Origin of the sequence: Nocardia sp. NPDC020380, from assembly GCF_044386975.1 — a bacterium.
Lineage (GTDB): Bacteria > Actinomycetota > Actinomycetes > Mycobacteriales > Mycobacteriaceae > Nocardia.
The window spans coordinates 348500-372125 of record NZ_JBIRVQ010000005.1 but is presented as its reverse complement, the minus strand read 5'-3'; the positions used below and the strand labels follow the sequence as shown (position 1 = coordinate 372125).

23 protein-coding genes and 1 tRNA gene are annotated in these 23626 nt (G+C 67.6%); 13 read left to right on the top strand and 11 right to left on the bottom strand.

The features are described from left to right. Nucleotides 1-2 precede the first annotated feature (2 nt). Both ACH438_RS15725 and ACH438_RS15720 read left to right on the top strand, forming a co-directional pair. A complete protein-coding gene (locus ACH438_RS15725; RefSeq protein ID WP_397005552.1) occupies nt 3-794 on the top strand; it encodes an SDR family NAD(P)-dependent oxidoreductase in 792 nt (263 codons plus the stop codon). Between the two features lie 181 nt (nt 795-975). Continuing rightward, nucleotides 976-2757, top strand: a complete 1782-nt coding sequence (locus ACH438_RS15720; protein ID WP_397005550.1) for an ABC transporter ATP-binding protein — start codon at nt 976-978, stop codon at nt 2755-2757. Nucleotides 2758-2839: 82 nt separating this feature from the next. On the opposite strand, the gene ACH438_RS15715 is transcribed toward ACH438_RS15720, so the two are convergent. After that, the gene (locus tag ACH438_RS15715) at nt 2840-3661 is read right to left on the bottom strand and encodes a crotonase/enoyl-CoA hydratase family protein (protein WP_397005548.1); all 822 of its coding nucleotides are present in this window, start codon (nt 3659-3661) and stop codon (nt 2840-2842) included. 136 nt (nt 3662-3797) lie between these two features. On the opposite strand from ACH438_RS15715, the gene ACH438_RS15710 reads away from it, so the two are divergent. After that, a complete protein-coding gene (locus ACH438_RS15710; protein WP_397005546.1) occupies nt 3798-5402 on the top strand; it encodes a succinic semialdehyde dehydrogenase in 1605 nt (534 codons plus the stop codon). A gap of 57 nt (nt 5403-5459) precedes the next feature. On the opposite strand, the gene ACH438_RS15705 is transcribed toward ACH438_RS15710, so the two are convergent. After that, nucleotides 5460-6086, bottom strand: a complete 627-nt coding sequence (locus tag ACH438_RS15705) for a YbhB/YbcL family Raf kinase inhibitor-like protein (protein WP_397005544.1) — start codon at nt 6084-6086, stop codon at nt 5460-5462. A gap of 167 nt (nt 6087-6253) precedes the next feature. Here ACH438_RS15705 and ACH438_RS15700 point away from each other — a divergent pair, with 167 nt between their 5' ends. Further along, nucleotides 6254-7114 (top strand): helix-turn-helix transcriptional regulator, encoded by an 861-nt coding sequence (locus ACH438_RS15700; protein WP_397005542.1) that lies wholly within the window; start codon nt 6254-6256, stop codon nt 7112-7114. Nucleotides 7115-7218: 104 nt separating this feature from the next. Here the strand turns inward: ACH438_RS15700 and ACH438_RS15695 are convergent. The 4 genes from ACH438_RS15695 to ACH438_RS15680 form a co-directional block, all read right to left on the bottom strand. Further along, nucleotides 7219-7292 (bottom strand) — tRNA-Pro (locus ACH438_RS15695). 65 nt (nt 7293-7357) lie between these two features. Continuing rightward, nucleotides 7358-8473 (bottom strand): hypothetical protein, encoded by a 1116-nt coding sequence (locus ACH438_RS15690; RefSeq protein ID WP_397005540.1) that lies wholly within the window; start codon nt 8471-8473, stop codon nt 7358-7360. 47 nt (nt 8474-8520) lie between these two features. Beyond that, nucleotides 8521-9885, bottom strand: coding sequence for a hypothetical protein (locus tag ACH438_RS15685; RefSeq protein WP_397005538.1), 1365 nt, complete (start codon nt 9883-9885; stop codon nt 8521-8523). Nucleotides 9886-9935: 50 nt separating this feature from the next. Further along, complete coding sequence (locus ACH438_RS15680) at nt 9936-10898, bottom strand: metallophosphoesterase (protein WP_397005536.1); 963 nt, start codon at nt 10896-10898, stop codon at nt 9936-9938. 187 nt (nt 10899-11085) lie between these two features. Between ACH438_RS15680 and ACH438_RS15675 the strand changes: the two genes are divergently transcribed. After that, nucleotides 11086-11550, top strand: coding sequence for a GatB/YqeY domain-containing protein (locus ACH438_RS15675; protein ID WP_397005534.1), 465 nt, complete (start codon nt 11086-11088; stop codon nt 11548-11550). A gap of 69 nt (nt 11551-11619) precedes the next feature. On the opposite strand, the gene ACH438_RS15670 is transcribed toward ACH438_RS15675, so the two are convergent. Continuing rightward, nucleotides 11620-13986, bottom strand: a complete 2367-nt coding sequence (locus ACH438_RS15670) for a penicillin-binding protein (protein ID WP_397005532.1) — start codon at nt 13984-13986, stop codon at nt 11620-11622. Nucleotides 13987-14285: 299 nt separating this feature from the next. Between ACH438_RS15670 and ACH438_RS15665 the strand changes: the two genes are divergently transcribed. Continuing rightward, entirely contained in the window at nt 14286-14609 is a 324-nt protein-coding gene (locus tag ACH438_RS15665) for a WhiB family transcriptional regulator (protein WP_397005530.1), read from the top strand. Between the two features lie 147 nt (nt 14610-14756). Here ACH438_RS15665 and ACH438_RS15660 read toward each other — a convergent pair whose 3' ends face one another. Then, nucleotides 14757-15944 (bottom strand): ArsA family ATPase, encoded by a 1188-nt coding sequence (locus ACH438_RS15660; RefSeq protein ID WP_397005528.1) that lies wholly within the window; start codon nt 15942-15944, stop codon nt 14757-14759. A 2-nt stretch (nt 15945-15946) separates the two neighbouring features. Continuing rightward, nucleotides 15947-16966, bottom strand: coding sequence for an ArsA-related P-loop ATPase (locus ACH438_RS15655; RefSeq protein ID WP_397005526.1), 1020 nt, complete (start codon nt 16964-16966; stop codon nt 15947-15949). A gap of 170 nt (nt 16967-17136) precedes the next feature. On the opposite strand from ACH438_RS15655, the gene ACH438_RS15650 reads away from it, so the two are divergent. The 3 genes from ACH438_RS15650 (at nt 17137) to ACH438_RS15640 (ending at nt 18650) form a co-directional block, all read left to right on the top strand. Beyond that, entirely contained in the window at nt 17137-17301 is a 165-nt protein-coding gene (locus ACH438_RS15650; protein ID WP_397005524.1) for a hypothetical protein, read from the top strand. After that, nucleotides 17301-17768: a RidA family protein gene (locus ACH438_RS15645; RefSeq protein ID WP_397005522.1), complete on the top strand. Its 468-nt coding sequence runs from the start codon at nt 17301-17303 to the stop codon at nt 17766-17768. The genes ACH438_RS15650 and ACH438_RS15645 overlap by 1 nt, the downstream gene beginning before the upstream one ends. 75 nt (nt 17769-17843) lie before the next feature. Next, nucleotides 17844-18650: an MBL fold metallo-hydrolase gene (locus ACH438_RS15640; protein ID WP_397005520.1), complete on the top strand. Its 807-nt coding sequence runs from the start codon at nt 17844-17846 to the stop codon at nt 18648-18650. A gap of 106 nt (nt 18651-18756) precedes the next feature. Here the strand turns inward: ACH438_RS15640 and ACH438_RS15635 are convergent, their stop codons facing one another. Then, nucleotides 18757-19431, bottom strand: coding sequence for a Crp/Fnr family transcriptional regulator (locus tag ACH438_RS15635; protein ID WP_011206875.1), 675 nt, complete (start codon nt 19429-19431; stop codon nt 18757-18759). 273 nt (nt 19432-19704) lie between these two features. Then, the gene (locus tag ACH438_RS15630; protein WP_033089361.1) at nt 19705-19947 is read right to left on the bottom strand and encodes a hypothetical protein; all 243 of its coding nucleotides are present in this window, start codon (nt 19945-19947) and stop codon (nt 19705-19707) included. A 91-nt stretch (nt 19948-20038) separates the two neighbouring features. Between ACH438_RS15630 and nth the strand changes: the two genes are divergently transcribed. The 4 genes from nth (at nt 20039) to ACH438_RS15610 (ending at nt 23607) form a co-directional block, all read left to right on the top strand. Beyond that, on the top strand, nt 20039-20881 hold the full coding sequence (gene nth, locus ACH438_RS15625; protein WP_397005517.1) for an endonuclease III: 843 nt from the start codon (nt 20039-20041) through the stop codon (nt 20879-20881). A gap of 44 nt (nt 20882-20925) precedes the next feature. Next, the gene (locus ACH438_RS15620; protein WP_397006031.1) at nt 20926-21576 is read left to right on the top strand and encodes a TlpA family protein disulfide reductase; all 651 of its coding nucleotides are present in this window, start codon (nt 20926-20928) and stop codon (nt 21574-21576) included. A gap of 112 nt (nt 21577-21688) precedes the next feature. Next, on the top strand, nt 21689-22417 hold the full coding sequence (locus ACH438_RS15615) for an NUDIX hydrolase (RefSeq protein WP_397005515.1): 729 nt from the start codon (nt 21689-21691) through the stop codon (nt 22415-22417). Beyond that, nucleotides 22414-23607, top strand: a complete 1194-nt coding sequence (locus ACH438_RS15610) for a MarP family serine protease (RefSeq protein WP_397005513.1) — start codon at nt 22414-22416, stop codon at nt 23605-23607. Before ACH438_RS15615 ends, ACH438_RS15610 begins: the two co-directional genes overlap by 4 nt. Nucleotides 23608-23626 lie beyond the last annotated feature (19 nt).

Genomic DNA, 23626 nt, shown 5'->3' with positions numbered 1-23626 from the left:
CCGTGAGGGGTGGTGGTCGGGCGACGGGTGGGCCCGCACTCGTCACCGGCGCCGCGAGCGGCATGGGCCGCATCGTGGCCCAGCGGCTCGCCGCCGCCGGCTGGCAGGTCGCCGCCGTCGACCTCAACCCCGACGGACTCGCCGAGACCGCGCAGCGCTCGCCGAACATGCACACCTACGTCTGCGACGTCTCCGACACCGACCAGGTCTTCGCGGTCGTCGACAAGGTGCGCGCCGAACTCGGCACCATCGAGCGGCTGGTGCACGCGGCCGGCATGTGTCACGTGCACGGCACCGCGCTGGATCACGATGTGCGCCAGATCAAGAAGATGATGGACGTCAACTACATCGGCACCGTCAACTTCTGCCAGGCCGTCATCCCGGCCATGAAGAAGGCCGGGCGCGGCACGGTCGTGCTCTTCGCCTCCGTCGCCGGCTGGCTGCCCTCACCGGGCATGGCGGGATACTCCGCCTCCAAGCACGCGGTCATCGGATTCGTCGACAGCCTCTCCTACGAACTCGACGACACCGGTGTGCGATTGCTCGCACTCTGCCCGCCCATGGTCGAAACGCCCTTCCTCACCAAGGTGCGCGAAGAGAACGAGTCCGTACTCGCCGGCGCCAAGGGCATGACCCCCGAAGGCGTCATCGACGCGCTCGAGCAGGCGCTCGCCAAATCCAAGACGCCGCTCTTCGTCTTCCCCGGTCAGGCACGGCCCGGCTACCTCATGCGGCGCTTCCTGCCGGGCGTCGCGCGCGCCATCGTCAAGCGGACGGTCAAACCGACCGACTGACCCGAACGTGGGTGCCGGGCCAGTGCTCCGATCGGCATCCGCTTCCGGCGCTGGGTGATCGGGGCTCTGCGATCACCCAGCGCCGAAAACCAGCAGCTCGAAAATCAGTGGCGCGAAACCCCGTCCACCAGGAACGATGAGCCATCTGTACTGCTCGAACACCTGATTCGAGAGGGGATGGATGAGTTCGCGCACCTCCGCCGTCACGCTGGTTCTGCGCTACTACGGCCGGGAGATGGCCCGGCGGAAGATGATCACGATCCCGGCCATGCTCGGGCCGGCGCTCGGCAATATGTGTCAGCTGTACATCGCACCGCTACTGGTCGCGATGGTCATCGGCAAGGTCGCCGCCACCGGCGACTCGTCGTTCCGTACGCTCGCACCCTACGTGCTGGGCTTCGCCGGATTGCTCATGCTCTCGGAAATTCTGTGGCGCATAGGGATCCACTTCCTCAACCGGCTCGACGGATACGGCATCGAGCACCTCTACAACAAGGCCATGGACGAACTGCTCGCCAAGGACGCGGCGTTCTTCCACGACAACTTCGCGGGCTCGCTCACCAAACGAGCCCTCAGCTTCGCCACCCGATTCGAGGAATTCGCCGACACCCTCGCCTTCGAGATCGTCGCCGCGCTGGTGCCGCTGACCTTCGCCTCCGTGGTGCTGTGGCGCTACGACCCCATGCTGGTGATCGTGCTGCTCGGGTTGATCGCCCTCGCGGGATGCGTTGTCACGCCATTGATCCGGCGCCGGCAATCGCTGGTGGACGAACGCGAGGCCGCCATCGCGCGGGTCTCCGGGCATGTCGCCGACACGCTGTCCAATATGCCGGTGGTGCGGGCCTTCGCGGCCGAACCACTGGAACTCGCCGAGCACCGGCGGCGGGTGGCCGATCAGCGGCGCGTCTCGCTGCGCTCCTGGGACTACAACAACCTGCGCATCGACACCGCCGTCATGCCGTTGATGGTGATCGTCAATGTGGCCGGGCTGCTCATCGCGCTCGGGCTCCGCGGCGGGCACGCCGGCGTCGAAGTGATCATGGTGACCTTCACCTACTACTGGAACGCCACCGGCATCATGTTCCGGTTCAACCAGATCTACCGGCGACTGGAGAGCTCCGTCACCGAAGCGGCACAGTTCACCGAACTGCTGCTCCGATCGCCCACCGTGCTCGACCGGGACGAACCGGAACCGTTGCGGCCCAAGGACAGCGGCATCCACTTCGACAATGTGCAGTTCGCGCACCCGGGGTCGGCACCGCTGTTCCGGGGACTCGACCTGGATATCCCGGCCGGCACCAAGATCGGGCTGGTCGGGCGCTCCGGCGGCGGCAAGAGCACGCTCACCCAGCTGCTGCTGCGCATGATGGACATCGACGGCGGCGCCATCCGCATAGGCGGACAGGATATCTCGCGACTACGGCAGTCGGACCTGCGCGGGCAGCTCTCCTACGTCCCGCAGGACCCGGCCATGTTCCACCGCACCCTGCGCGACAACATCCGCTTCGCCCGGCCCGGCGCCACCGACGACGAAGTCCGCCGCGCCGCCGAAGCCGCACACGTCACCGAATTCTCCGACGACCTGCCGGAAGGCATGGACACCCTGCTCGGCGAACGCGGCGTGAAACTGTCCGGCGGCCAGCGCCAGCGCGTCGCCCTGGCCCGCGCCATCCTCCGCGACGCCCCCATCCTGCTGCTCGACGAGGCTACCAGCGCCCTCGACTCGGAAAGCGAAATGCTTGTGCAGCAGGCGCTCTGGGAGCTGATGGAGGGACGCACGGCCATGGTCGTCGCACACCGGCTGAGCACGGTCGCCGGCATGGACCGGCTGGTCGTGCTCGACCGGGGACGGATCGTGGAACAGGGAACCCACGAGGAACTGCTCGATGCCGAAGGCGCCTACGCACAACTGTGGCGTCGCCAATCAGGCGGCTTCCTCGGTGAAGAAGTAGCCGCGCGCTGACGCGCGATGGGCCCGCCTGGGGTGCGGGGCAGGCTGCCTCTGACCGGGGGTGTGGGGGTGTAACCCCCACACCCCTATCTCTTTACTTCCCTTGGAAGTTCGGCTTCCGCTTCTCGGCGAAGGCGCGAGGGCCCTCCTTCGCGTCTTGGCTGAGGAAGACCGGCAGACCGACCTTGGCGTCGATCTTGAACGCCTCCTCTTCGTGGAGACCTTCGGTGTCCCGCATGACCTTCAGGATCGCCTGAACGGCAAGCGGCCCATTGTTGTTGATGATCTCGGCGAGTTCGAGCGCCTTGTCGAGCGCCGTCCCGTCCGGCACCACATGCCCGATCAAGCCGAACTGCAACGCTTCCGCCGCGGTGATGTGCCGACCGGTCAGCAGCAATTCCGCTGCCACGGTGTACGGGATCTGGCGGGGCAGCCGCACCGCCGACCCACCCATGGGGAACAAACTCCACTTCGCTTCGGCCACACCGAACTTCGCGCTCTCGCCCGCGATCCGGATATCCGTGCCCTGCAGGATCTCGGTGCCACCGGCGATGGCCGCCCCCTCCACCGCCGCAATGAGTGGCTTGGTGAGGCGACGCCCCTTCAGCAGTCCTGGAATCCGCGACGGATCGAACGGGCTGCCCTCCTTCATGTTCTCGCCCGGGTTCTGCTTGTTCATGTTCTTCAGATCCGCGCCCGCGCAGAACGCGCCGCCCGCCCCGGTGAGGATGCAGGACCGGATCTCCGGATCGTTGTCGACCGTGTCCCAGGCCTCGGTCATGATGGCCATCATCTCGCCGGTGAGGGCGTTCTTGGACTTGGGCCGGTTCATGGTGACGATCAGCGTCGCGCCGCGCTTCTCGACCAGGGCATGCGGCTCGGTGTTGCTACTTGTTTCAGCAGTCGCTGCGGTCATCGCCGACCTTTCCTTTCACGGGCAAATCCAGGGGTTGGGGACGAAACTACCCCCGCACCGTTGTCCTGAACAATAACGTGTTCTAGTTTGGAACATGGTGACCGCCGTCACGGGCGGCAAGTACTGGAGAGGCGCCATGAGCACAACGGAGACGCACAGCGGCTCGCGAGCGAAACTTCCGCAGGGCATTACCGAATCCCTCATCGACCGGCTCACCGGCATGGTCGTCGCGGGCAAGGCCGGCGAAAAGCGCGAACCCTTCGACATGATCGAGGTCTACACCGGCGACCTCGTCGGGCAGCTGCCGCAATCCTCGCCGGAGGACGTGATCGCGGCCGTCGAGACCGCGCGCGCAGCCCAGCGGGAATGGGCCTCCCGCTCGCTCAAGGACCGCCTCGCCGTCTTCGAACGCGCACACGAGCTCATCCTCTCCGAAATCGAAACCATCGCGACGCTGATCCAGCTCGGCTGCGGCAAGACCCGCCGCATGGCCATCGAAGAAGCCTGCGACACCCCGATGGTCATCGCCCACTACCTCAAGACCGCCGAGAAGACGCTCAAGTCCAAGAAGCGCAGCGGGCCCATGCCGGTCATCACCTCCTCCACCGAGGAGCACCGGCCCAAGGGGGTCGTCGCGGTCATCGCGCCCTGGAACTTCCCGTTCGCCATCGCCATGTCCGACTCCACCCCGGCGCTCATCGCCGGCAACGGCGTGGTCATGAAGCCGGACAACAAGACCGCGCTCTGCACCCTGTACGGCATCGAACTGCTGCACCAGGCGGGCATGCCGCGCGGACTCGTCCAGGTCGTCTGCGGCAGCGGGCCCGATGTCGGGCCCACCCTCATCGACAATGTCGAGTTCGTCATGTTCACCGGCTCCACCGCCACCGGCCGCCGCATCGGCGAACAGGCCGGCCGCAACCTCATCGGCTGCAGCCTCGAACTCGGCGGCAAGAACCCGATGATCGTGCTCGACGACGCCAACCTCGACGAGGCCATCCCGTCGGCCACCTTCGCCGTCTTCGGCAATACCGGCCAGGCCTGTATGCACATCGAGCGCATCTACGTGCACGAACGCATTCACGACCAGTTCGTGCGCCGATTCGTCGCCGCCGCAGAGGAATTGGGCGCCAAGATCGGCGCCAGCTACGACTTCGAACCCGAATTCGGTTCGCTGGTCTCGGTCGACCAGCTGGAACGCGTCGCCTCACACGTGGACGAGGCCCGCGGGAAGGGCGCCACCGTCCTCACCGGCGGCAAGCCGCGCCCCGATATCGGCCCCGCCTTCTACGAACCGACCGTCCTCACCGGCGTCACCCCCGACATGGCGCACGCCACCATGGAAACCTTCGGCCCGGTCGTCACCATCTACAAGTTCAGCACCGAGGACGAGGCCGTCCGCCTCGCCAACGCCACCACCTACGGCCTCAATGCCAGCGTGTGGGCCGGAAACCTGGACCGCGCAGGCAAACTCGCCGAACGCATCGAAGCCGGCAGCGTCAATATCAACGACGGCTTCGTCACCACCTACGCCGCCAAGGGCACCCCCTCCGGCGGCATCAAACAATCCGGTGTCGGCACCCGCCACGGCGCCGCCGGCCTGCTCAAGTACACCGACACCATCAATATCGGCGTGCAGAAGAAGCAGATCATGGCCGCCCGCTCCGGCATGCCCTACGAGAAGCAGCTCAAGTCCACCCTGGTCACCCTGCGCCTCATGCGCCGCCTGCACCTGGGCTGAAAACCTGTACACGACAAAGGGCCCCGGCCGGATGGCCGGGACCCTTCGCCGTGCTGATCAAGGGCGCTGGGCGACCAAGGTCAGGTGCGCTACCCCGATGATGTGCGAGCCCATGGAGAACGCCGCCACGGTCGGGGTGGTCGTCGCGGGCAGGCCCAGCGACGGAGTATCCAAGGCCAGCACCGAGATCTGGTAGTGGTGCGGGCCGTCACCCGACGGCGGGCACGGGCCCACGTAGCCCGGGATCCCCGCATCGTTCGCGCCCGCGACGCCCGCCGCGCCGGCGGTGAAAGCCGTTGCGGTGGCCGGGATGTCCCAGTTCATCCAGTGCCAGAAGCCGGCGCCGGACGGGGCATCGGGGTCGAACATGGTGACTGCGAAGCTTTTTGCGGCTGCCGGTGCACCCGACCACTGCAAGTGCGGAGCGTGGTTGGCGGCGGTGCAGCCGAACGCATTCGCGTAGAAATCGGCGGGGAAGGTCTGGCTCGACGTCTCATCCGGTGAGGTCACGGTGAACTGTGCGGCCGTCGCGGGGATGTTCGAGCGGACCTGCACCGACGGGCCGGCAGCAGCGGTCGTCGTGGCGGGGGCGGAACTCTTCGCACTGTCCTGCCCGCACGCGGTGACCGACAGGAGGGCCGCCACGGCGAAGGCTGCGGAAACGATGCGTGCGGTGCGAATCATGGCGGTACTCCTCATGGCGTTTCGAATAGCAAGACAAGAATCCTGAAATCCGGGAAATCCAGGAAGGCCGTCCGCAGCCTGGTATTGCGCATGCCACCCAGCCGGGCGGCCTAGGCTGGGCACCGGGGGTCCGTGGCCGGTGGGATTCCCGCGAGAGGAGGACCACCGTGGACGCAACGGGACCCGGAACGGAACTGGGCGCCTTCCTGCGCGCCATGCGGGAACGACTCTCGCCCGAGGAGGCCGGACTGGCCGGCACCGGGCAGCGCCGCACCCCCGGACTACGCCGCCAGGAGGTCGCCCAGTTCGCGGCCGTCTCCATCGACTGGTACATCCGCCTCGAACAGGGCCGCGCGGGCACCCCGGGCGCCGCCATCCTCGACTCCCTGGCGGCGGCCCTGCAGCTCAGCGACGCCGAACGCGCCCACCTGCACCTCATCGCCCGCGGCGCGCAGCCGCCCAACCGCACGCGGCCCGAGGAACCGGCGCCCTCCCTGCGCGCCATCCTCGACGGCATGCCGCAGCTGCCCGCCTACCTGATGGACTTCCGGCTGGACATCCACGCGCGCAATACCGCCGCCGCGGCCCTCTTCGGCCCCGGCTTCGAAGCCGGCGTCAATGCTGCCCGCCTCACCCTCCTCGACCCGGCCACCCGCGCCACCCAGCTCGACTGGGAACGCGTCGCCCGCGAGACCGTCGGCAACTTGCGCCGCAATGCCGCCCGCCACCCCGACGACCCCCGCCTGCACCAGGTCATCACCGAATTGCACAGCGAGAGCCCGGAATTCGCCGCCTGGTGGGACGACCACACCGTCCAGGACCGCAGCCACGGCACCAAACGCATCGATCACCCCGAAGCCGGCCGCCTCACCGTCTGCTACGACACCCTCACCAGCCCCGACGGCTCCGACCACAGCATCGTCGTCCTCACCCCCGCCGACCCGGCCTCCACCGCCACCCTCGGCACCATCCTCGCCACCCACGCCAACCACCTCGGCGGCACCCTCCTCCGCCCCGCCGCCGGCTGACCCGACTTCCCCTGCGGACCAACACAACACGCCGACCCGCACATACGAAAAGGCCCTGACCAGTGAAAACTGGTCAGGGCCTTTTCTGTGTCTCAACCAACACGTCGGGGTGACAGGATTTGAACCTGCGACCTCTTCGTCCCGAACGAAGCGCGCTACCAAGCTGCGCCACACCCCGTGAAGCGAACCTGGAGTAGCTTAGCGCAAGGTTGTGTCCGACGTTAAATCGGCTGGTCAGATGGTCTAAAAGAGGCGGAAGGTGGCCAGTAGTCTACGGGCGAAATCGGCATTCACGGAGCGATCCACGCCGGTGTCGGCGGCGATTGTCAGGACCAGGGACTGGGTGCCGCTGCTGACGGCGAAGGTGTAGACGGAGTAGGAGGAGGCGCAGGAGGGATCGGGTGGCGTGAATGCGCCACTGGTCTCGAGGTAGACACCGTTCAGCTTGCCGTCCGTCGACGAGAACGGCTGGGCCGCTCCGGCGTTCGTGGAGGTACGCGTCGACCAGCCGACCTTCGCCATGCGGGCGCCGACATCCGCGGCCGCCGCGGCGGCATCGGACTTGTCGCTCAGGGTGAGGAACATGTTGGTGCGGGTGTAGTTCGGGCAATAGTTATCGCCCTCGGTGGCCAGACCATTGACCGGGATCGCGTCGGCGCCCGTCCCGAAACCGGTCGCCGTCTGGTCGATCTTCCAGTCCGCCGGGACATCCCACGCCGCCTTCACACCGTTCGGAACCACCACCTGATAACCGGGAATGATCGCCGCGGGTGTGGTGGTGGCAGGGGCGGTCGTCGCGCTGTACGGCGTCGTGGTGGTCGCCGGCGCCGTAGTGGTCGACGTGGACTGCGCGCTGGAACCGGAATTCTGATTCACGAAAACCACGGCCAGCACCACCGCGATCACCACCACCAGCGCGCCGATGCCCACGAACAGCCACACCCGGCCACGGCCCCGGCCGCCGCCACCCCCACCACCGCCGCCGCCGGTCGGGGGATAACCCGTAAACGGCGGTACCCGCGGCGGCTGCTGTGCGGTGCGGTACGCGCCCGGACCCGACGCATAGGGATTCGCCCCGGACGGGTATCCGGGGCCCGTCGGCGGATTCTGCACGGGCGGAAACGGATTCGCGCCGGACTGGTAGGGCGGTGCGCCCGACACCGGACCACCGGACTGCCACGGGCCCTGCTGCGGTGGCCCCTGCTGGGGCGGACCTTGGCGCGGCGGGCCCGGTGGCTGCACCGGATGCAGCGGGTGCGATTCCCACGGCGATCCGGGCTCGGGCGCCCCCTTCCACCAGTCCCCGCTGGACGTGGTCCGGTCCGGATCGTCCTTGCCATCGTCGAAACCACTGGTCATCGTCGGACCCCCTGTCTGACGAGTCGAACTGCCCCGGCCTGCGCCGGCTACATCGGTCGGATACTGGCCAGGATCTTCTTCGCCAGGGTCGCGTCCACCGACTTGTCCACCCCGGTGTCCGCCGCGATCGTGAACACGAACGCGCCATTGTCGCCGGGGAAGGCGAAGGTATAGATCGAATAGGTGGAGGCGCAGCCCGCGGCCGGAGCCGGGGCATTGCCCTTGGATTCCATGTAGACGCCCTGCAACTGCCCGTCCGAGGACGAGAACTGTTCCGCCGCACCGATGGTCGTGCCGGTCGAGCTGGTCCAGCCCACCCGGCCCATGCGGGTGGCGATATCCGTGGCCGCCTTGGTCGGATCCTGCTCGTCGGACTGACTCAGGAACACGTTGGTGCGCACGTAATTCGGGCAGTACTCGACGCCGTCCTGCGCCAGACCGGCGATCGGGATCTGATCCGCGCCACTGCCGAAGGAGGTCTGACCGGTCTGATCGATCTTCCAATCCGACGGAACGTCGTACGCCGCACCGTTGTCCGGGATCGTCACCACCTGGAAGCCCGGAATGACCGGCGCCGGTGTGCCACTGGGGTTCTGCGAACCGTTCGGCGTCGTGGTCACGACACTGTCCAGCGGCGACGGGACGATCGTCTTGGCCGACGGCGTCCCGGAATTCCGGTTCACCAGCACCAGCGTCAGCACCACACCGATGATCACCACGACCAGCAGGCCGATCCCGCCCAGCAGCCACCCACGGCGCCGCCCGCCACCCGGCGGCGGACCGTACCCCGGCGGCCCGAACTGCCCGGGTGGCGGCGGAAACTGCTGTCCCGCCGGGAACTGTTGCGTCGGCTGATACGGCTGCGACGGATAAGGATCCTGACCGTAACCGCCCGGATAAGCCTGTCCCGGATACGAACCGCCGGTGATCGGCGCCGTGGGCGGCGGCGTGCCACCCGGCTGCCACTGCGGCTCACCTTGCCCGCCACCGTAATTCGGCGGCTGTGCACCGAAGGCCGACGGCTGCGCTCCGTACGCGGGCGTGCCGAAAGCCGGCGGCGCATCGGATAGCGGCGCCTGCTCCCCGAAAGCGGGCGGCTGCGCGCCATAAGCCGGAGGCTGTGCCCCATAGGCCGACGGCTGTTCTCCGAAAGCGGGAGGCTGTGCGCCAGGGGTCGGCGGTTGTTCACCATAAGCCGGCGGCTGCGCGCCGGGTTGCGCTCCGAAAGCCGGTGGCTGCGCACCGAATCCAGGGGATTCCGTGCCGAAGACAGGCGGTGTGCCGATGCCCGGGTGCGGCTCGCCCTGGTCCGGTTGTTCGTCCCGCGGTGACTCCGGGGTGGCGGCGGCCTGCCACCAGTCCGGTTCCGGACCCGGCCGCGGTGCTTCGTTCGGCCCATTTCCACTGGTCACGGTCGTCCCCTGACTCACTACATGCCGCGACGGCTATCGCGGCGGGTACTTCAACGCACGACGGCCTCGGAGGCCGTACGTCCCCGGCCGGACTCCGACACCGGCTTCTTCGGCGGTGCACCCACCAGTGTCAGCAGGGTCGCCTCCGGACGGCAGCAGAATCGGTACGGCGCCCACGGCGACGTACCCAGACCGGCCGAAACATGCAGGCGGGTATGCGCACCCCAGCGGGACGCACCCTTCACCCGCGCCCGGTCGATACCGCAATTGGTCACCAGCGCACCGAAGAACGGCACGCACAACTGGCCACCGTGCGTATGCCCGGCCATCACCAGGTCGTAGCCGTCCGCGGCGAAGCGATCCAGCACCCGCGGCTCGGGCGAATGAGTGAGACCGATGCTCAAGTCCGCCAACGGATTCGGCGCACCCGCGACGGTGTCGTAGCGATCCCGCTGCAGATGCGGATCATCCACGCCCGCGGTCGAGATCTTCACGCCCGCGACCTCGATATCGCGGCGCACGTGCGTCAGATCCAGCCAGCCCCGCTCGGTGAACGCGGCGCGCAGATCCTGCCAGGGCAGCGGATCACCGTAGACGCGCTTGTGATCCTTGTCGAAGTACTTCAGCGGATTCTTCGGCACCGGCGCGAAGTAGTCGTTCGACCCGAACACGAAGATGCCCGGCCGCGCCAGCAGCCCGCCCAGCGACTGCACCACCGAAGGCACCGCCTTCTGATGCGAGAGGTTGTCGCCGGTGTTCACCACCAGATCCGGCTCCAGCCGATCCAGCTCCCGCAACCACGCCTGCTTCAACTGCTGGCCGGGCGTCATGTGCAGGTCGGAGATGTGTAAAACCCGTAGTGACGGCTTCCCTGGTTCCAGTACCGGTAGCGTCGCCTCCCGCAGCGTGAACATGTTCCGCTCGATGAGCGAGGCATAACCGATTCCGGCGACCGCGGCCCCGGCGGCTCCCAAGGCGGCGCGGCTGAGGGCGGAGGTCGAGATTACGGGCATTTGCCCAGAATAGGCGACCGAGCCGAGAAACATCGACCCAAATGGCAGGGACCACTCCGCTTGGGGTGTATGCGGCGATTCCCGAGACGGGGCATGCCGCCTGCGGTTTCCGGGGCCAGCCCCTGGTCAGGACAACACCCCGGAAAATCCGGCGATCCGCCGGGCAACCGGCGGTAGCGTGTGCCTCATGTCGGAACTCAAGAGCAAACTGCGATCGGACATGACGGCCGCGATGAAGAGCAGGGATACGCTGCGCCTCGGTACGCTGCGCATGCTGCTCGCCGCCGTCCAGACCGCGGAGGTCGCGGGCCCGGAGGCGCGTGAACTCTCCGACGCCGAAGTCATCGCCGTGCTGTCCAAGGAATCCAAGAAGCGCAACGAAGCCGCCGTCGTCTACGAGCAGAACGGCCGCGGCGAACTCGCCGCCAACGAACGCGCCGAAGAGCAGATCATCGACGAATACCTCCCCACCCCGCTCACCGACGCCGAGGTCGCCGATATCGCCGACACCGCGATCGCCGACATCGCCGAGCAGCTCGGCGAACGCCCCGGCATGAAGCAGATGGGCCAGGTCATGAAGATCGCCACCGGCCTCGCCGCGGGCCGCGCCGACGGCTCCCGTATCTCGGCCGCGGTCAAGTCCCGGCTCTGACCGCATCCCGGTACGCGAACGGCCCCCGTCCGAAAAGGACGGGGGCCGTTACGTTTTCACATGTCATCCCTACCGGGGTATGGGAATCGGTATGGGTATCGGCGGCAACGCCGGCAGCGGTGGCAACCCCGGAATGTTCGGCAGCGGCACGTTATTGGGCGCCGCCGGCGCCGGTATCTGAGTGCCGTCACTCACGTACAGGTTGACCACCGACCCCGGAATCGCCGACCCACTCGGCGAAATCCCCAGCACCTTGCCCTTGTCCGGGCCCGGCTGCGTTGTCACCGACACCTGGAATCCGGCGCCGACCAGCGTCGAGGTGGCTTCCGCCTGATTCATCCCGACCACATCCGGGATCTGCGAATTATTCGATCCGCGAACGTACTTGTCGTCCAAGGGCGGCAGCACCGACGGCGGATAGTGATCCAGCATCGGCCGCATGGCCCCGAGCCACGTCTTCGCGGGCTCGTTACCACCGAACAGGTTTCCGCTGCCGCAGCTGCGCAGCGGGAACGAGCAGATCTGGCCGGGCGTACCGGTATCGCCGTAGACGAGGGCGGCGCCCGCGAACGAGTTGGTGAACCCGAGGAAGGCCGACGACCGGTTGGTCTCGGTGGTACCGGTCTTCGAGGACAGCGGCACGTTCCAGCCCACCGACCGTCCGGAAGCGGCAGCGGTACCGCTCACCACGTCCTGGCTCAGCGCGTTGTCCAGCGTATTGGCCAGACCCGGATCGACCACCTGCTCACAGGCCTGCTGGGTCAGCGGCACCTGCTTGCCGTTGCGGTCCAGCACTTCCTTGATCGGCGTGGGCGGGCACCATTTGCCACCGGAGGCCAGTGTCGCAGCCACATTCGACAGTTCGAGCGGATTGACCGCCAGCGGGCCCAGCGTGAACGAACCCAGGTTCTGGCTCTTCACCATGTCGGCCAGGCTCTGATTGCCGTTGCCGGACGTCCCCGGCAGCGTGTACGAGCGCAGCCCCAGCCGGACCGCCATGTCCACGGTCGGCGTCACACCCACGGCCTGGATCAGCTTGACGAAGGCCGTGTTCGGCGAGGTGGCGAGCGCCTCGGTCACCGACATCGGCGACTTGTAGTTGCCCGCGTTCTTGACGCAGTAGGTCTCGGCGGGACAGCCCGGCGAATCCGAATTACCCATGCCCTTGGCCTGGAACGACCCGGGCACGTCGAGTTGTGCGCTGGTGCCGAGCCCCTTCTCCATGGCCGCGGCCGTGGTGAAGATCTTGAAGATCGAGCCCGCGCCGTCACCGACCATCGAATACGGTTGCGGCTGCACGGTTTGGTGCGCGTTCGCGTCCAGCCCGTAGACGCGGCTGGACCCCATGGCGAGTACCGGATGCGAATCCTGGCCCGGCGCGATGATATTCATGACCTCGGCGATGTCGTCGAGATTCGGGTCGGCGTTGGCGACCAGCGAATTGCGCACCGAGTCCTGCACCGCGGGGTCCAGGGTGGTGCGAATCAGGTAGCCGCCGCGGCTGATCTGGTCGCGGCTGATGCCCGCGTCGGCCAGGTACTGCAGGGCGTAGTCGCAGAAGAAGCCGCGGTCGTTGGCGGCGATGCAGCCACTGGGCAGGCTCTTCGGCTCGGGCAGCACGCCGAGCGGCTGGGTCTTGTCCTGGCGGAACTCGTCGGCGCGGCTCGGCACGTTCGCAATCAGCGTGTCGAACACCGTGTTCCGGCGTTCCAGCACGCCCTGCGGGTTGGTGTACGGGTTCAGCTTGGAGCTGGACTGCACCATGCCGGCCAGCATGGCGGCCTGCACCATGGTGAGGTCCTTGGCGTCCACGCCGAAGTAGGTCTGCGCGGCGTCCTGGATCCCGTAGGAGCCGTTGCCGAACGAGACCAGGTTCAGGTAGCGGGTGAGGATCTCGTCCTTGGTGAGCTGCTTGTCGAGCGTCAGCGCCATGCGGATCTCGCGGATCTTGCGCGCGGGCGTGGTCTCGATGGCGGCGCGGCGCTCGGCATCGGTCTTGGCCACCACGAGCAGCAGGTAGTTCTTCACGTACTGCTGGTCGATGGTGGAGCCACCCTGCTGGATTCCCCCGTCGGAGGTGTTCTTGAGGAAGGCGCGGAACGTGCCCTGCCAGTCCACACCGTGGTGTTCGGCGAAGCGACGGTCCTCCACCGACACGAGCGCGAGCTTCATGTCGTTGGCGATCTTGTCGCTGGGTACTTCGAAGCGGCGCTGCTCGTACAGCCAGGCGAACGGTGTGCCGTTCGCGTCGACCATGGTCGACACCGCGGGCACGGTGCCTTCCACGAGTTCCGCGGAGACATTGTCGACGGCGTCGGCTGCTCGGTTGGAGATGAAGCCGAACCCGCCGGCAAGCGGGAACAGCAGTCCGGCGAGAAGCACGGCGGCCAGGACGCAGCTGCCGGCCAGTCTCCAGAGCGTTCGTGTGATCGGCACGGCCCCTAGCCTAATTGCCCTTTCTGGCAGTCGGTGTCCGCGTGGCGCGGGTGTCCATTCGTCCTGAAAGAGACGGACTGCCCGGTTCCATGTCTCGAATGCATGGACGGACGTACCAGAAAATCTCGGGACGGTCTTGCGCAGGCCGCACACCATTACCTAGATTGAGAACCCAGTGTGATAGAGCTAACACTCAAAGTGGAATGTGGTGCAGTTCGCAGTGGGGTTGGGTAACTGCGCGCTGCACGCGATTCTGGAGCGCCGTGACCCGGTGTTCGGACTGCAAAGGGGCACACCAAATGCATATGACTACCCCCATCGCTCGATTGGACGTAGAGCAGGCCGAAGCGAGAATCGCCTGGGTTTCCCAGGCCCGATGCAAGGAAGTAGATCCCGACCAGCTGTTCGTGCGTGGCGCGGCACAGCGCAAGGCAGCGACCATCTGCCGGCATTGCCCGGTGCTGATGGAGTGCGGGGCGGACGCCCTGGACAACCGTGTGGAGTTCGGTGTGTGGGGCGGCATGACCGAGCGGCAGCGCCGTGCGCTGCTCAAGCAGCATCCTGAGGTAACCAGCTGGTCCGACTTCTTCCGAGTCCAGCGAGCGCAGAAAGTAGCGATGTAGCCAAGTATCCCCGAAAGCAGAACGGATCGAGCCCGCTTCGAGCGGGCTCGATCCGTTTTCAGGGACAAGCCGGGCGAAACACTCCTTTCCGGAGGTTTCATCCGGAAACATTCCGGTGCGAGGCCCGCAAGGGAAGGGGCCTTGTCGCTAAGCCGATCGGGCCGCGCCCGCCTCGGCGAGTTGATCGCCCACCGCGCGCAACGCCTCCAGGTCAGCGACCTCGAACGGCAGCGCCGTGACCGCCGCGATCGGCACGCTCGGATGCGCACCCGTGAACCGGTGCAGCAGATGCTGTTCCCGCTTCGCGGTCGCCGCCCGATGCGCGTGAATCCGCAACACGGCGGCGGTGAGAGCCTCCGGCGTCTCGGGCGTGTCGCCCTGCGCGCCGCCTTTACCGTTCACCGGTGTCTCGGGGGCCAGACGGTCTGCGGCCACCTGCGCCTGCTCCACCGACAGCGAACTCAGCACCGGATGCGTGCGATTCAGCACCAGACCCGCCAGCGGCATCTTGTCCGTCGACAGCCGATCCACGAAGAACGACGCCTCGCGCAGCGCATCCGTCTCGGCCGCCGCCACCACGATGAAGTGGGTGCCGGGCCGGGACAGCATGGCGTAGGTGCGATCCGCGCGATCCTGGAAACCACCGAACATGGACTCCAGCGACTGCAGGAACAGCGACGCGTCCTTCAGCAACTGCCCGCCCACGATGGTCGAGACCCCGCGCAGCGCCAGGCTCATCGCGCCCGCCACCAGCTTCCCGACCCCGCGGCCCGGCGCCATGATGACGCGAATCATCTTGCCGTTCAGGAAGTTCCCGAGCCGCTTCGGCGCGTCCAGGAAGTCCAGCGCGTTCCGCGACGGGGGCGTGTCGACGACGATCAGATCCCACTCGCGCTTGCCGGCGAGCTGACCCAGCTTCTCCATGGCCATGTATTCCTGCGTGCCACCGAAGGAGGACGCCACGGTCTGGTAGATCGGATTGGCGAAGATCTGCTCGGCCTTCTCCGGAGTGGTGTGCTCCAGCACCATCTCGTCGAAGGTGCGGCGCATGTTCAGCATCATGGCGAAGAGCTCGCCCTTGGCCTCCGGGCCGAGTTCGACCTTCTGCGGCGTGTTTCCGAGATCGGACACGCCCAGCGACTGTGCCAGCCGGCGCGCCGGGTCGATGGTCAGCACCACGACCTTGCGGCCCGACTCGGCCGCGCGCAGCGCCAGCGCCGCGGCCGTGGTGGTCTTGCCGACCCCGCCGGAGCCGCAGCACACCACGATGCGGGCCGACGGATCGGCGATGATCTTCGAAATGTCCAGGGGGACAACGCCTGCCGGAACGATCATGACTAGCGGACCCCCTGCGCCGCGAGAACTTCGGCGAGCTCGTAGAGCCCGCCCAGATCCATGCCGTCGGCCAGCGACGGCAGGTAGAGACGGGAAATGTTCACCTGCGCCAGATCCGCGGCGTTCTCGTCCTGCGCGTGCAGGCGGGCCGAATGCTCCACGGTCTCGGCCACCAGGCCCTGGAAGTCGGCCTCGGACAGGGCGATTCCGGCCTCGGCGAGTCCCGTCCGCAGCGCGTCCGTGTCGACCTCGCCGGCGGCGGCGCGCTCGCGCACCGGCTTCGGCAGATAGCCCTCGCTCGCGCGGTTCACGATGACCGTGCCGATATTGAGGTCGTTGGCGGTGAGTTCCGCGACGGCGTCGGCGGTCTCCTGCACCGGCAGCGCCTCCAGCAATGTCACCAGGTGGATCATGGTCTGCTCGGAGTGCAGCAGCTTCGAAACCCCCACGGCCTGAGAGGCGATGGGGCCGCCGCCCGCGATCTCGGCCATCGCCTGGGTGACGTCCAGGAAGGCGGCGATGCGCCCCGTCGGAGGGGCGTCGATGACGATCTCGTCGTAGACCGGCTTTCCGGACTTGTCGACGCGCACCGCGCATTCCTTGATCTTGCCGGTGAGGATGACGTCCCGGAGTCCCGGCGCGATGGTGGTGACGAACTCGATGGCGCCGACCCGACGCATGGCGCGACCGGCGAAACCGAGGTTGTAGAACATGTCCAGGTACTCCAGGAAGGCGTGTTCGACATCCAGCGCCAGCGCCACCACTTCACCGCCCCCGTCCGCGGCGGCGATGCGAGTCTCGGTGGGCGGCAACGGCGGCAGATCGAACAGCTGGGCAATGGACTGCCGGCCCTCGACCTCCACCAGCAGGACACGCCGCCCGCCGGCGGCCAGCGCGAGCGCCAATGCTGCCGCGACCGTCGACTTACCGGTCCCCCCTTTGCCGGAAACGTAATGCAGGCGGGCCTTGTCCGCCCGCTCCGGCCACCCTGCTTCGACCCCCGGCTCAACCGAAACGGGCACAGCTATCGGTACTCCCACGCTCGCGACTCTATAACTCGTTCCTGGTTCTCGCCCACAGGACTCCGCAACTGTCTGATACACCACTCTGGAAATGTGTATTTCCCGATAGGGGAGCGTACTCGGAGGGCCTGGGGTACTGGGGAAACCACTCCGAGGGCTAATCTCCCAGCATGAGTGATGTGACCAAGTGGGAGTACGCCACGGTGCCGCTGTTGACCCATGCGACCAAGGCCATCCTGGACCAGTGGGGTTCCGACGGCTGGGAACTCGTCACCGTGCTGCCCGGCCCGACCGGCGAGCAGCATGTCGCCTACCTGAAGCGAGCCAAGAACTGATGGCCGCCGCCACCGCCTGGGCGGAGAACCTGAAGAAGCTCGGCCTGGAACTGCCGTCCGTGCCCGCCCCGGTCGCGGCGTACATTCCGGCCGTGCGGACCGGCAACCTCGTCTACACCTCCGGCCAGCTGCCGTTCGTGAACGGGCAGCTGCCCGCCACCGGCAAGCTGGGCGCCGAGGTCGCCACCGAGCAGGGCGCCGAACTGGCCGAGCTGTGCGCGCTCAACGCGCTGGCCGCCATTCACGGACTGGTCGGGCTCGACGATGTCGTGCGCATCGTGAAGGTCGTCGGATTCGTCGCCTCCGCACCGGGTTACGGCGATCAGCCGCTGGTGATCAACGGCGCCTCCGAATTCCTCGGTGAGGTCTTCGGCGACGCGGGCGTGCACGCGCGCTCCGCCGTCGGCGTCTCCGAACTGCCCAAGAACACCCCCGTCGAGGTTGAACTCATCGCCGAGGTGCGCTGAAAGAGCTTGGCGTACAAAGCAAGCGCGGTGCGTTCAAGGCTGGACGCACCGCGCGCCGTGCATTAGGACAAGAGCATGACCCTCACTCATCCCGCATACGAGCAACTGCGGCAGGTCACCCCCTCCGCCGGAGTCGTGCTGGCCGACAATCCCAGCGGAATGACGCTGGAGGGCACCAACACCTGGCTGCTCCGCGCCCCCGGCAGCACCGCCTACGTGCTCGTCGATCCGGGCCCCAAGGACCGCAAGCACACCGAGGAACTCGTGCGCGCCACGGGCGGCGAGATCACGCTCACCCTCATCACGCACCACCATCACGACCACACCGGCGGCATCGACCGCCTGGTGAAGGCCACCGGAACCCCGGTCCGCGCGGTCGAATCCGATTTCCTGCGCGGCTCCGGCACCGCCCTCACCGACGGTGAGGTGATCGAGGAAGCGGGCCTGCGCATCACGGTCCTCGCGACTCCCGGCCACACCACCGACTCGGTCAGTTTCCTCGTCGACGGCCCGGACGACGAACGCCTGCTGCTCACCGGTGACACCGTCCTCGGCAGCGGCACCACCGTCCTCGAATCCCGCGACGGCGCCCTCGCCGACTACCTGGACTCGCTCGGCAAGCTGCTGGACGCGGGCAAGGGACGGGCCCTGCTGCCCGCTCACGGCCCCGACCACCCCGATGCGGAACCGGTGCTGCGCTTCTACATTCAGCACCGCGAGGAGCGCCTCCAGCAGGTCCGCGATGCCCTCGGGAAACTCGGCCCGAACGCCAAGACGCTGCAGATCGTCGCGCACGTCTACGCCGACGTCCCCAAGACCCTCTGGCCCGCCGCGGCCAGCTCGGTGAAAGCCCAACTGGCCTACCTGCGTTCGCACGGCTGAACACGCGAAAGGGACCGTGCTGTCCTCACTATCGGTGAGGACAGCACGGTCCCTTTATCGTTCTTGGGGTTTCAGGGGCTTGCCCCCGAGAGCTCCCGAGAGTTGTTTATCGCGCTCGGCGGGCCAGGCGCTCCGAGTCGGAGATGAGCACGCTCTTGCCCTCGAGTCGCAGCCAGCCGCGGTGCGCGAAGTCGGCGAGCGCCTTGTTCACGGTTTCGCGGGAGGCGCCGACCAGCTGGGCGATCTCCTCCTGGGTGAGGTCGTGGGTCACGCGCAGCGCGCCCGCCTCCTGGGTGCCGAACCGCTGTGCGAGCTGCAGCAGCGCCTTGGCGACACGGCCCGGGACATCGGTGAAGATGAGGTCCGCGAGGTTGTTGTTGGTGCGGCGCAGGCGCCGCGCGAGCACGCGAAGCAGCTGCTCGGCGATCTCCGGACGCTGGTCGATCCACGACTTGAGGGCGTCACGGTCCATGGTGACCGCTCTGACCTCGGTGACGGTGGTGGCCGTCGAGGTCCGCGGACCCGGGTCGAAGATCGACAGCTCGCCGAACATATCCGACGGACCCATGATCGTGAGCAGGTTTTCACGACCGTCAGGGGACCTGCGGCCGATCTTCACCTTGCCCGAGGTGATGATGTAGAGCCGGTCGCCCGGCTCCCCCTCGTTGAAGATCACGTGGCCGCGCGGGAAGTCAACGGGCTGCAGCTGTTTGGCGAGAGCCGCCACCGCGGTGGGCTCTACGCCTTGGAAGATGCCTGCTCTGGCGAGGGCCTCGTCCACGAATGTGCTCCTTATGGGAAATGGCTCTGTCCTGGACCGAAACGACTCGGCCGACAGTGCAGTCTACTTTGCAATACCGCCGGGTAGTGATAGACACCACGCGCCGAGCTCATTCTCGGTCACTTGGAAGCCCAGTACGCGACACGCATAGAGCGGATTTGCGACACGCGAACTTCAAACTTACGACACGCCGCGCAGGCTGCGAAATGACGATTGCGAAAGAAGTCCGTTTCCGGCCGGTGGCCGGGGGATCCGTCGTGGGCGAGCCCGGAGCTAGCTCGCTTGTGCGACGTCCATGCCCTTGGCGGCGGGCCGAGCTCGCCGGGGACGCGCCGCCGCGGCGGGCAACCCCAGTTTGGTCAGGTCACTGACCTCGGCATTCGTGGCTCGATCGAGGTACTGCTGGACCTCCGGGTCCGGCTCGAGCAGCTTCCGCAGCCGATTCTCGACCCGTTCCATCACCAACGCGAACAGCATCAGCGCTATCGGAAACAGCACCACAGCGAGTCCTTGCATAGGGGTGAGTAAACACGGAGAAGGTCTCAGATGGAACACGGCGGGTAGTCGGGCCGGTTGTCGGCACGATCCGGTTCCGTAAGGTGGACGGGTGCGTGTCACCGAATCCAACGCGGCAGCCGGCGCGGCATCCAATGCGACAACCAAAGCGGCCGCGAAGACTGCCGCGGCTCCGGCCGCGGGCGGGTCTGCCAAGGTCAAAGCGAAGTTCGCGAAGGAGACACGGCTGGGTCTGGTGCGCCGGGCGCGCCGGATGAACCGTGAGCTGGCCCTGGCATTTCCGGACGCGCACTGCGAACTCGACTTCACGAATCCGCTCGAATTGGCTGTGGCGACAATCCTTTCCGCGCAATGCACGGACGTGCGTGTGAATCAGACCACACCGGCGCTGTTCGTGAAGTACCGCGACGCCCGCGGATATGCCGAAGCCAACCGCGCGGAACTCGAGGAGTACATCCGGCCGACCGGCTTCTACCGCAACAAGGCGAATTCGCTGATCGGCCTGGGCCAGGAGCTGGTCGAGCGCTTCGACGGCGAATTGCCGTCCACCCTGGACGAGCTGGTCACGCTGCCGGGCATCGGCCGCAAGACCGCCAATGTCATTCTCGGCAACGCCTTCGACGTGCCGGGCATCACCGTCGACACCCATTTCGGCCGGCTGGTCCGGCGCTGGGGCTGGACCACCGAAGAGGATCCGGTGAAGGTCGAGCACATCGTCGGCGAGCTCATCGAGCGCCGCGACTGGACGATGCTCTCGCATCGGGTGATCTTCCACGGCCGCCGCGTCTGCCACGCGCGCAAGCCCGCCTGCGGCGCCTGCCTGCTGGCCAAGGACTGCCCGTCCTTCGGCGAGGGCCCGACCGATCCGGTCACCGCCGCCAAACTGGTCAAGGGGCCGGAGACCGAGCATCTGCTCGGCCTGGTGGGGCTGTGAGCCCGGACGCTTCGAGCGGAGAAGACCCGACCGACCCCACCACAGTGAGCGGCAGCGCGCGGTGGCGGTGGGCGGTGGTGGCGGTGATCGTGGTCGTCGCGCTGGTGGTGGCGCTGTGGCCGTTGCTGCATCGCAGTCACGACAGCGCGGCGTCGATACTCGCCTCCGAGGTGCCGACGGCGCCTGCCGAGGAGCAGGTGTCGGCTGCCGATCGGGCCGCGGCGGCGCTCGCGCCCTGCCCGGCTCCGAGTGGGGCGCCGGTGGGGGACAGTCCCCTGCGCGGCATCACTCTCGACTGCCTGTCCGACGGCCGCCCGGTGGATCTGGTTGCCGCGCTGGCCGGCAAGCCCGCGGTGCTCAACCTGTGGGCCTACTGGTGCGGGCCGTGCGCGGAGGAACTGCCGCTGCTGCAACAGTTTTCCGAACAGGCCCGCGGCGCCGTGACGGTGCTCACCGTGCACAGTGATCCCGGCGCCGCCAAGGGCCTGTCCCGGTTGAGCGGCCTCGGCATCCATCTGCCGGGCGTGGAGGACGCGAATACCAAGGTGCGCACCGCCGTTCACGCACCCGCCGTACTGCCGATCTCGGTGCTGCTGCGCGCCGACGGCACCGTGGCGAAGGTCGTGGTGCGCCCGTTCGGCAGCGTGCAGGACATCGCCGATACGGTCGCCGCGGAACTGGGAGTGCGCGCGTGAACGGCGGGTCGCCCGACACGATTTCGGTGCGGCGGCGAAACTGTATGCGCCGCTTCGCCGCTGTCAGCAAACACCGGGGAGCGGTGAGATGGGCTTTCCTGGGAGTGTGGGCATGAGACTCGAGGCGTCGACCGATGGGATTCCGGCGTGGCTGCGCGGTGTGGCCGAGCATGATCCGGCCGACCCCACCGGAGTGAATCCGGTACTGCGGCGAAACGCCATGCAGCGCTTCGCCGCGGCCGTCACCCCGGCGCGGGAGGCGGCGGTGCTGGTGCTGTTCGGCGGCTCGCCGGACGCGGACCCGAACGCGCAGGGCGGGCTGCCCGCCGACGCGGACGTGCTGCTGACCCAGCGGGCCGCTACCCTGCGCCAGCACAGCGGCCAGGTGGCCTTCCCGGGCGGTGGCGTGGAACCGGAGGACGACGGCCCGGTCAGCACCGCGCTGCGCGAGGCGCAGGAGGAGACCGGCCTGGATCCGGGCGGCGTGGAGCCGCTCGCGCTGCTACCCAAGATCTTCGTGCCGCCGTCGCGGTTCGATGTGACCCCGGTGGTCGCCTACTGGCGTACGCCGGGCGAAGTGGGGGTGGTGAGCGAGACCGAGGCGTCGCGCGTGGCGCGGGTGCCGCTGTCGGAGCTCATCGACCCGGCCAATCGGTTCGTGGTGCGGCATCCGCTGGGCTATCGTGGCCCGGCGTTCGCGGCGGACGGCATGTTGGTGTGGGGTTTCACCGCGGGCGTGCTCGCCGGGCTGCTCGCGGTCTCGGGGTGGGAAAAGGAATGGGATCATCACGACGTACGTGATCTGCAGGCCTCCTTGGCCGCGGTAGGGATGACGTTATGAGCGCCTCGGGCTGGCTCGACCTCGGAATCATCATTCTCGCGTTGCTGGCGGCCACCTCGGGGTGGCGGCAGGGCGCGGTGGCGTCGTTCCTGGCGTTCCTAGGCGTCGTATTGGGCGCCGTGGCAGGCATTCTGATCGCGCCGCACATCCTCATCCACCTCGGTGAGGGCCGCAGCCGGGTGCTGGTGGGCGTGCTGCTCATCGTGGCGCTGGTGATCGTCGGCGAGGTGGCGGGCATGGTGCTGGGCCGGGCCGCGCGCAGCAATATGCGGGACCCGTTCACCCGCAGCCTGGACAGCGTGGTGGGCGCCGGCCTGCAGGCCGTGGCGGTATTGGCGGTGGCGTGGCTGCTGGCCCTGCCGCTGACCAACTCCTCGCAGCCGGGAATCGCGGCCGCGGTCAAGAACTCTCAGGTCCTCATCAATGTGGACCGGGTGGCGCCCAACTGGTTGCGCCGGGTGCCCAACGAATTCTCCAACCTGCTCAATACTTCCGGGCTGCCGGACGTGATCGGCCCGTTCGGACGGGTACCGATCGCGGCGGTGGATCCGCCGGATCCGAGCGTGCTGCAACTGCCGGTGGCGCAGTCGCTGCAGCCGCAGGTGCTGCGCATCCGCGGCCTGGCGCCGAGCTGCAACCGGCAGCTGGAGGGTTCGGGCTTCGTGGTCGCGCCGGAGCGCATCATGACCAATGCGCACGTGGTCGCGGGCACCAACAGCCTGACCGTGGACACCGCGCACGGATCGCTGAACGCCACCGTGGTGCTCTTCGACCCGTCCGTGGACATCGCCATCCTGGCGGTGCCGGGGCTCGGCGAACCGGTGGTCCCGCTGGCGCAGAGCGCCGCAACGTCGGGTGAGAGCGCCATCGTGCTCGGTTACCCGGGCGGCGGCCGCTACACCGCGAGTGCGGCGCGTGTCCGCGAGACGCTGGATCTCAAGGGCCCGAACATCTATCGCGACGCGAACGTGGAGCGTGAGGTGTACACGATCCGCGGGCAGGTGCTGGCCGGCAACTCGGGCGGCCCGCTGGTGGACACCAACGGCAACCTGCTGGGCGTGGTGTTCGGCGCGGCGGTCACCGACAGCGATACCGGTTACGTGCTGACGCTCAACGAGGTGCGGCCGGAAATCAATGCGGCGGCGGGCGCTTCGGCCCCGGTGAGCACCGGCAGCTGCGTGCTGAGCTGAGGCACTGAACGGAAGAAAT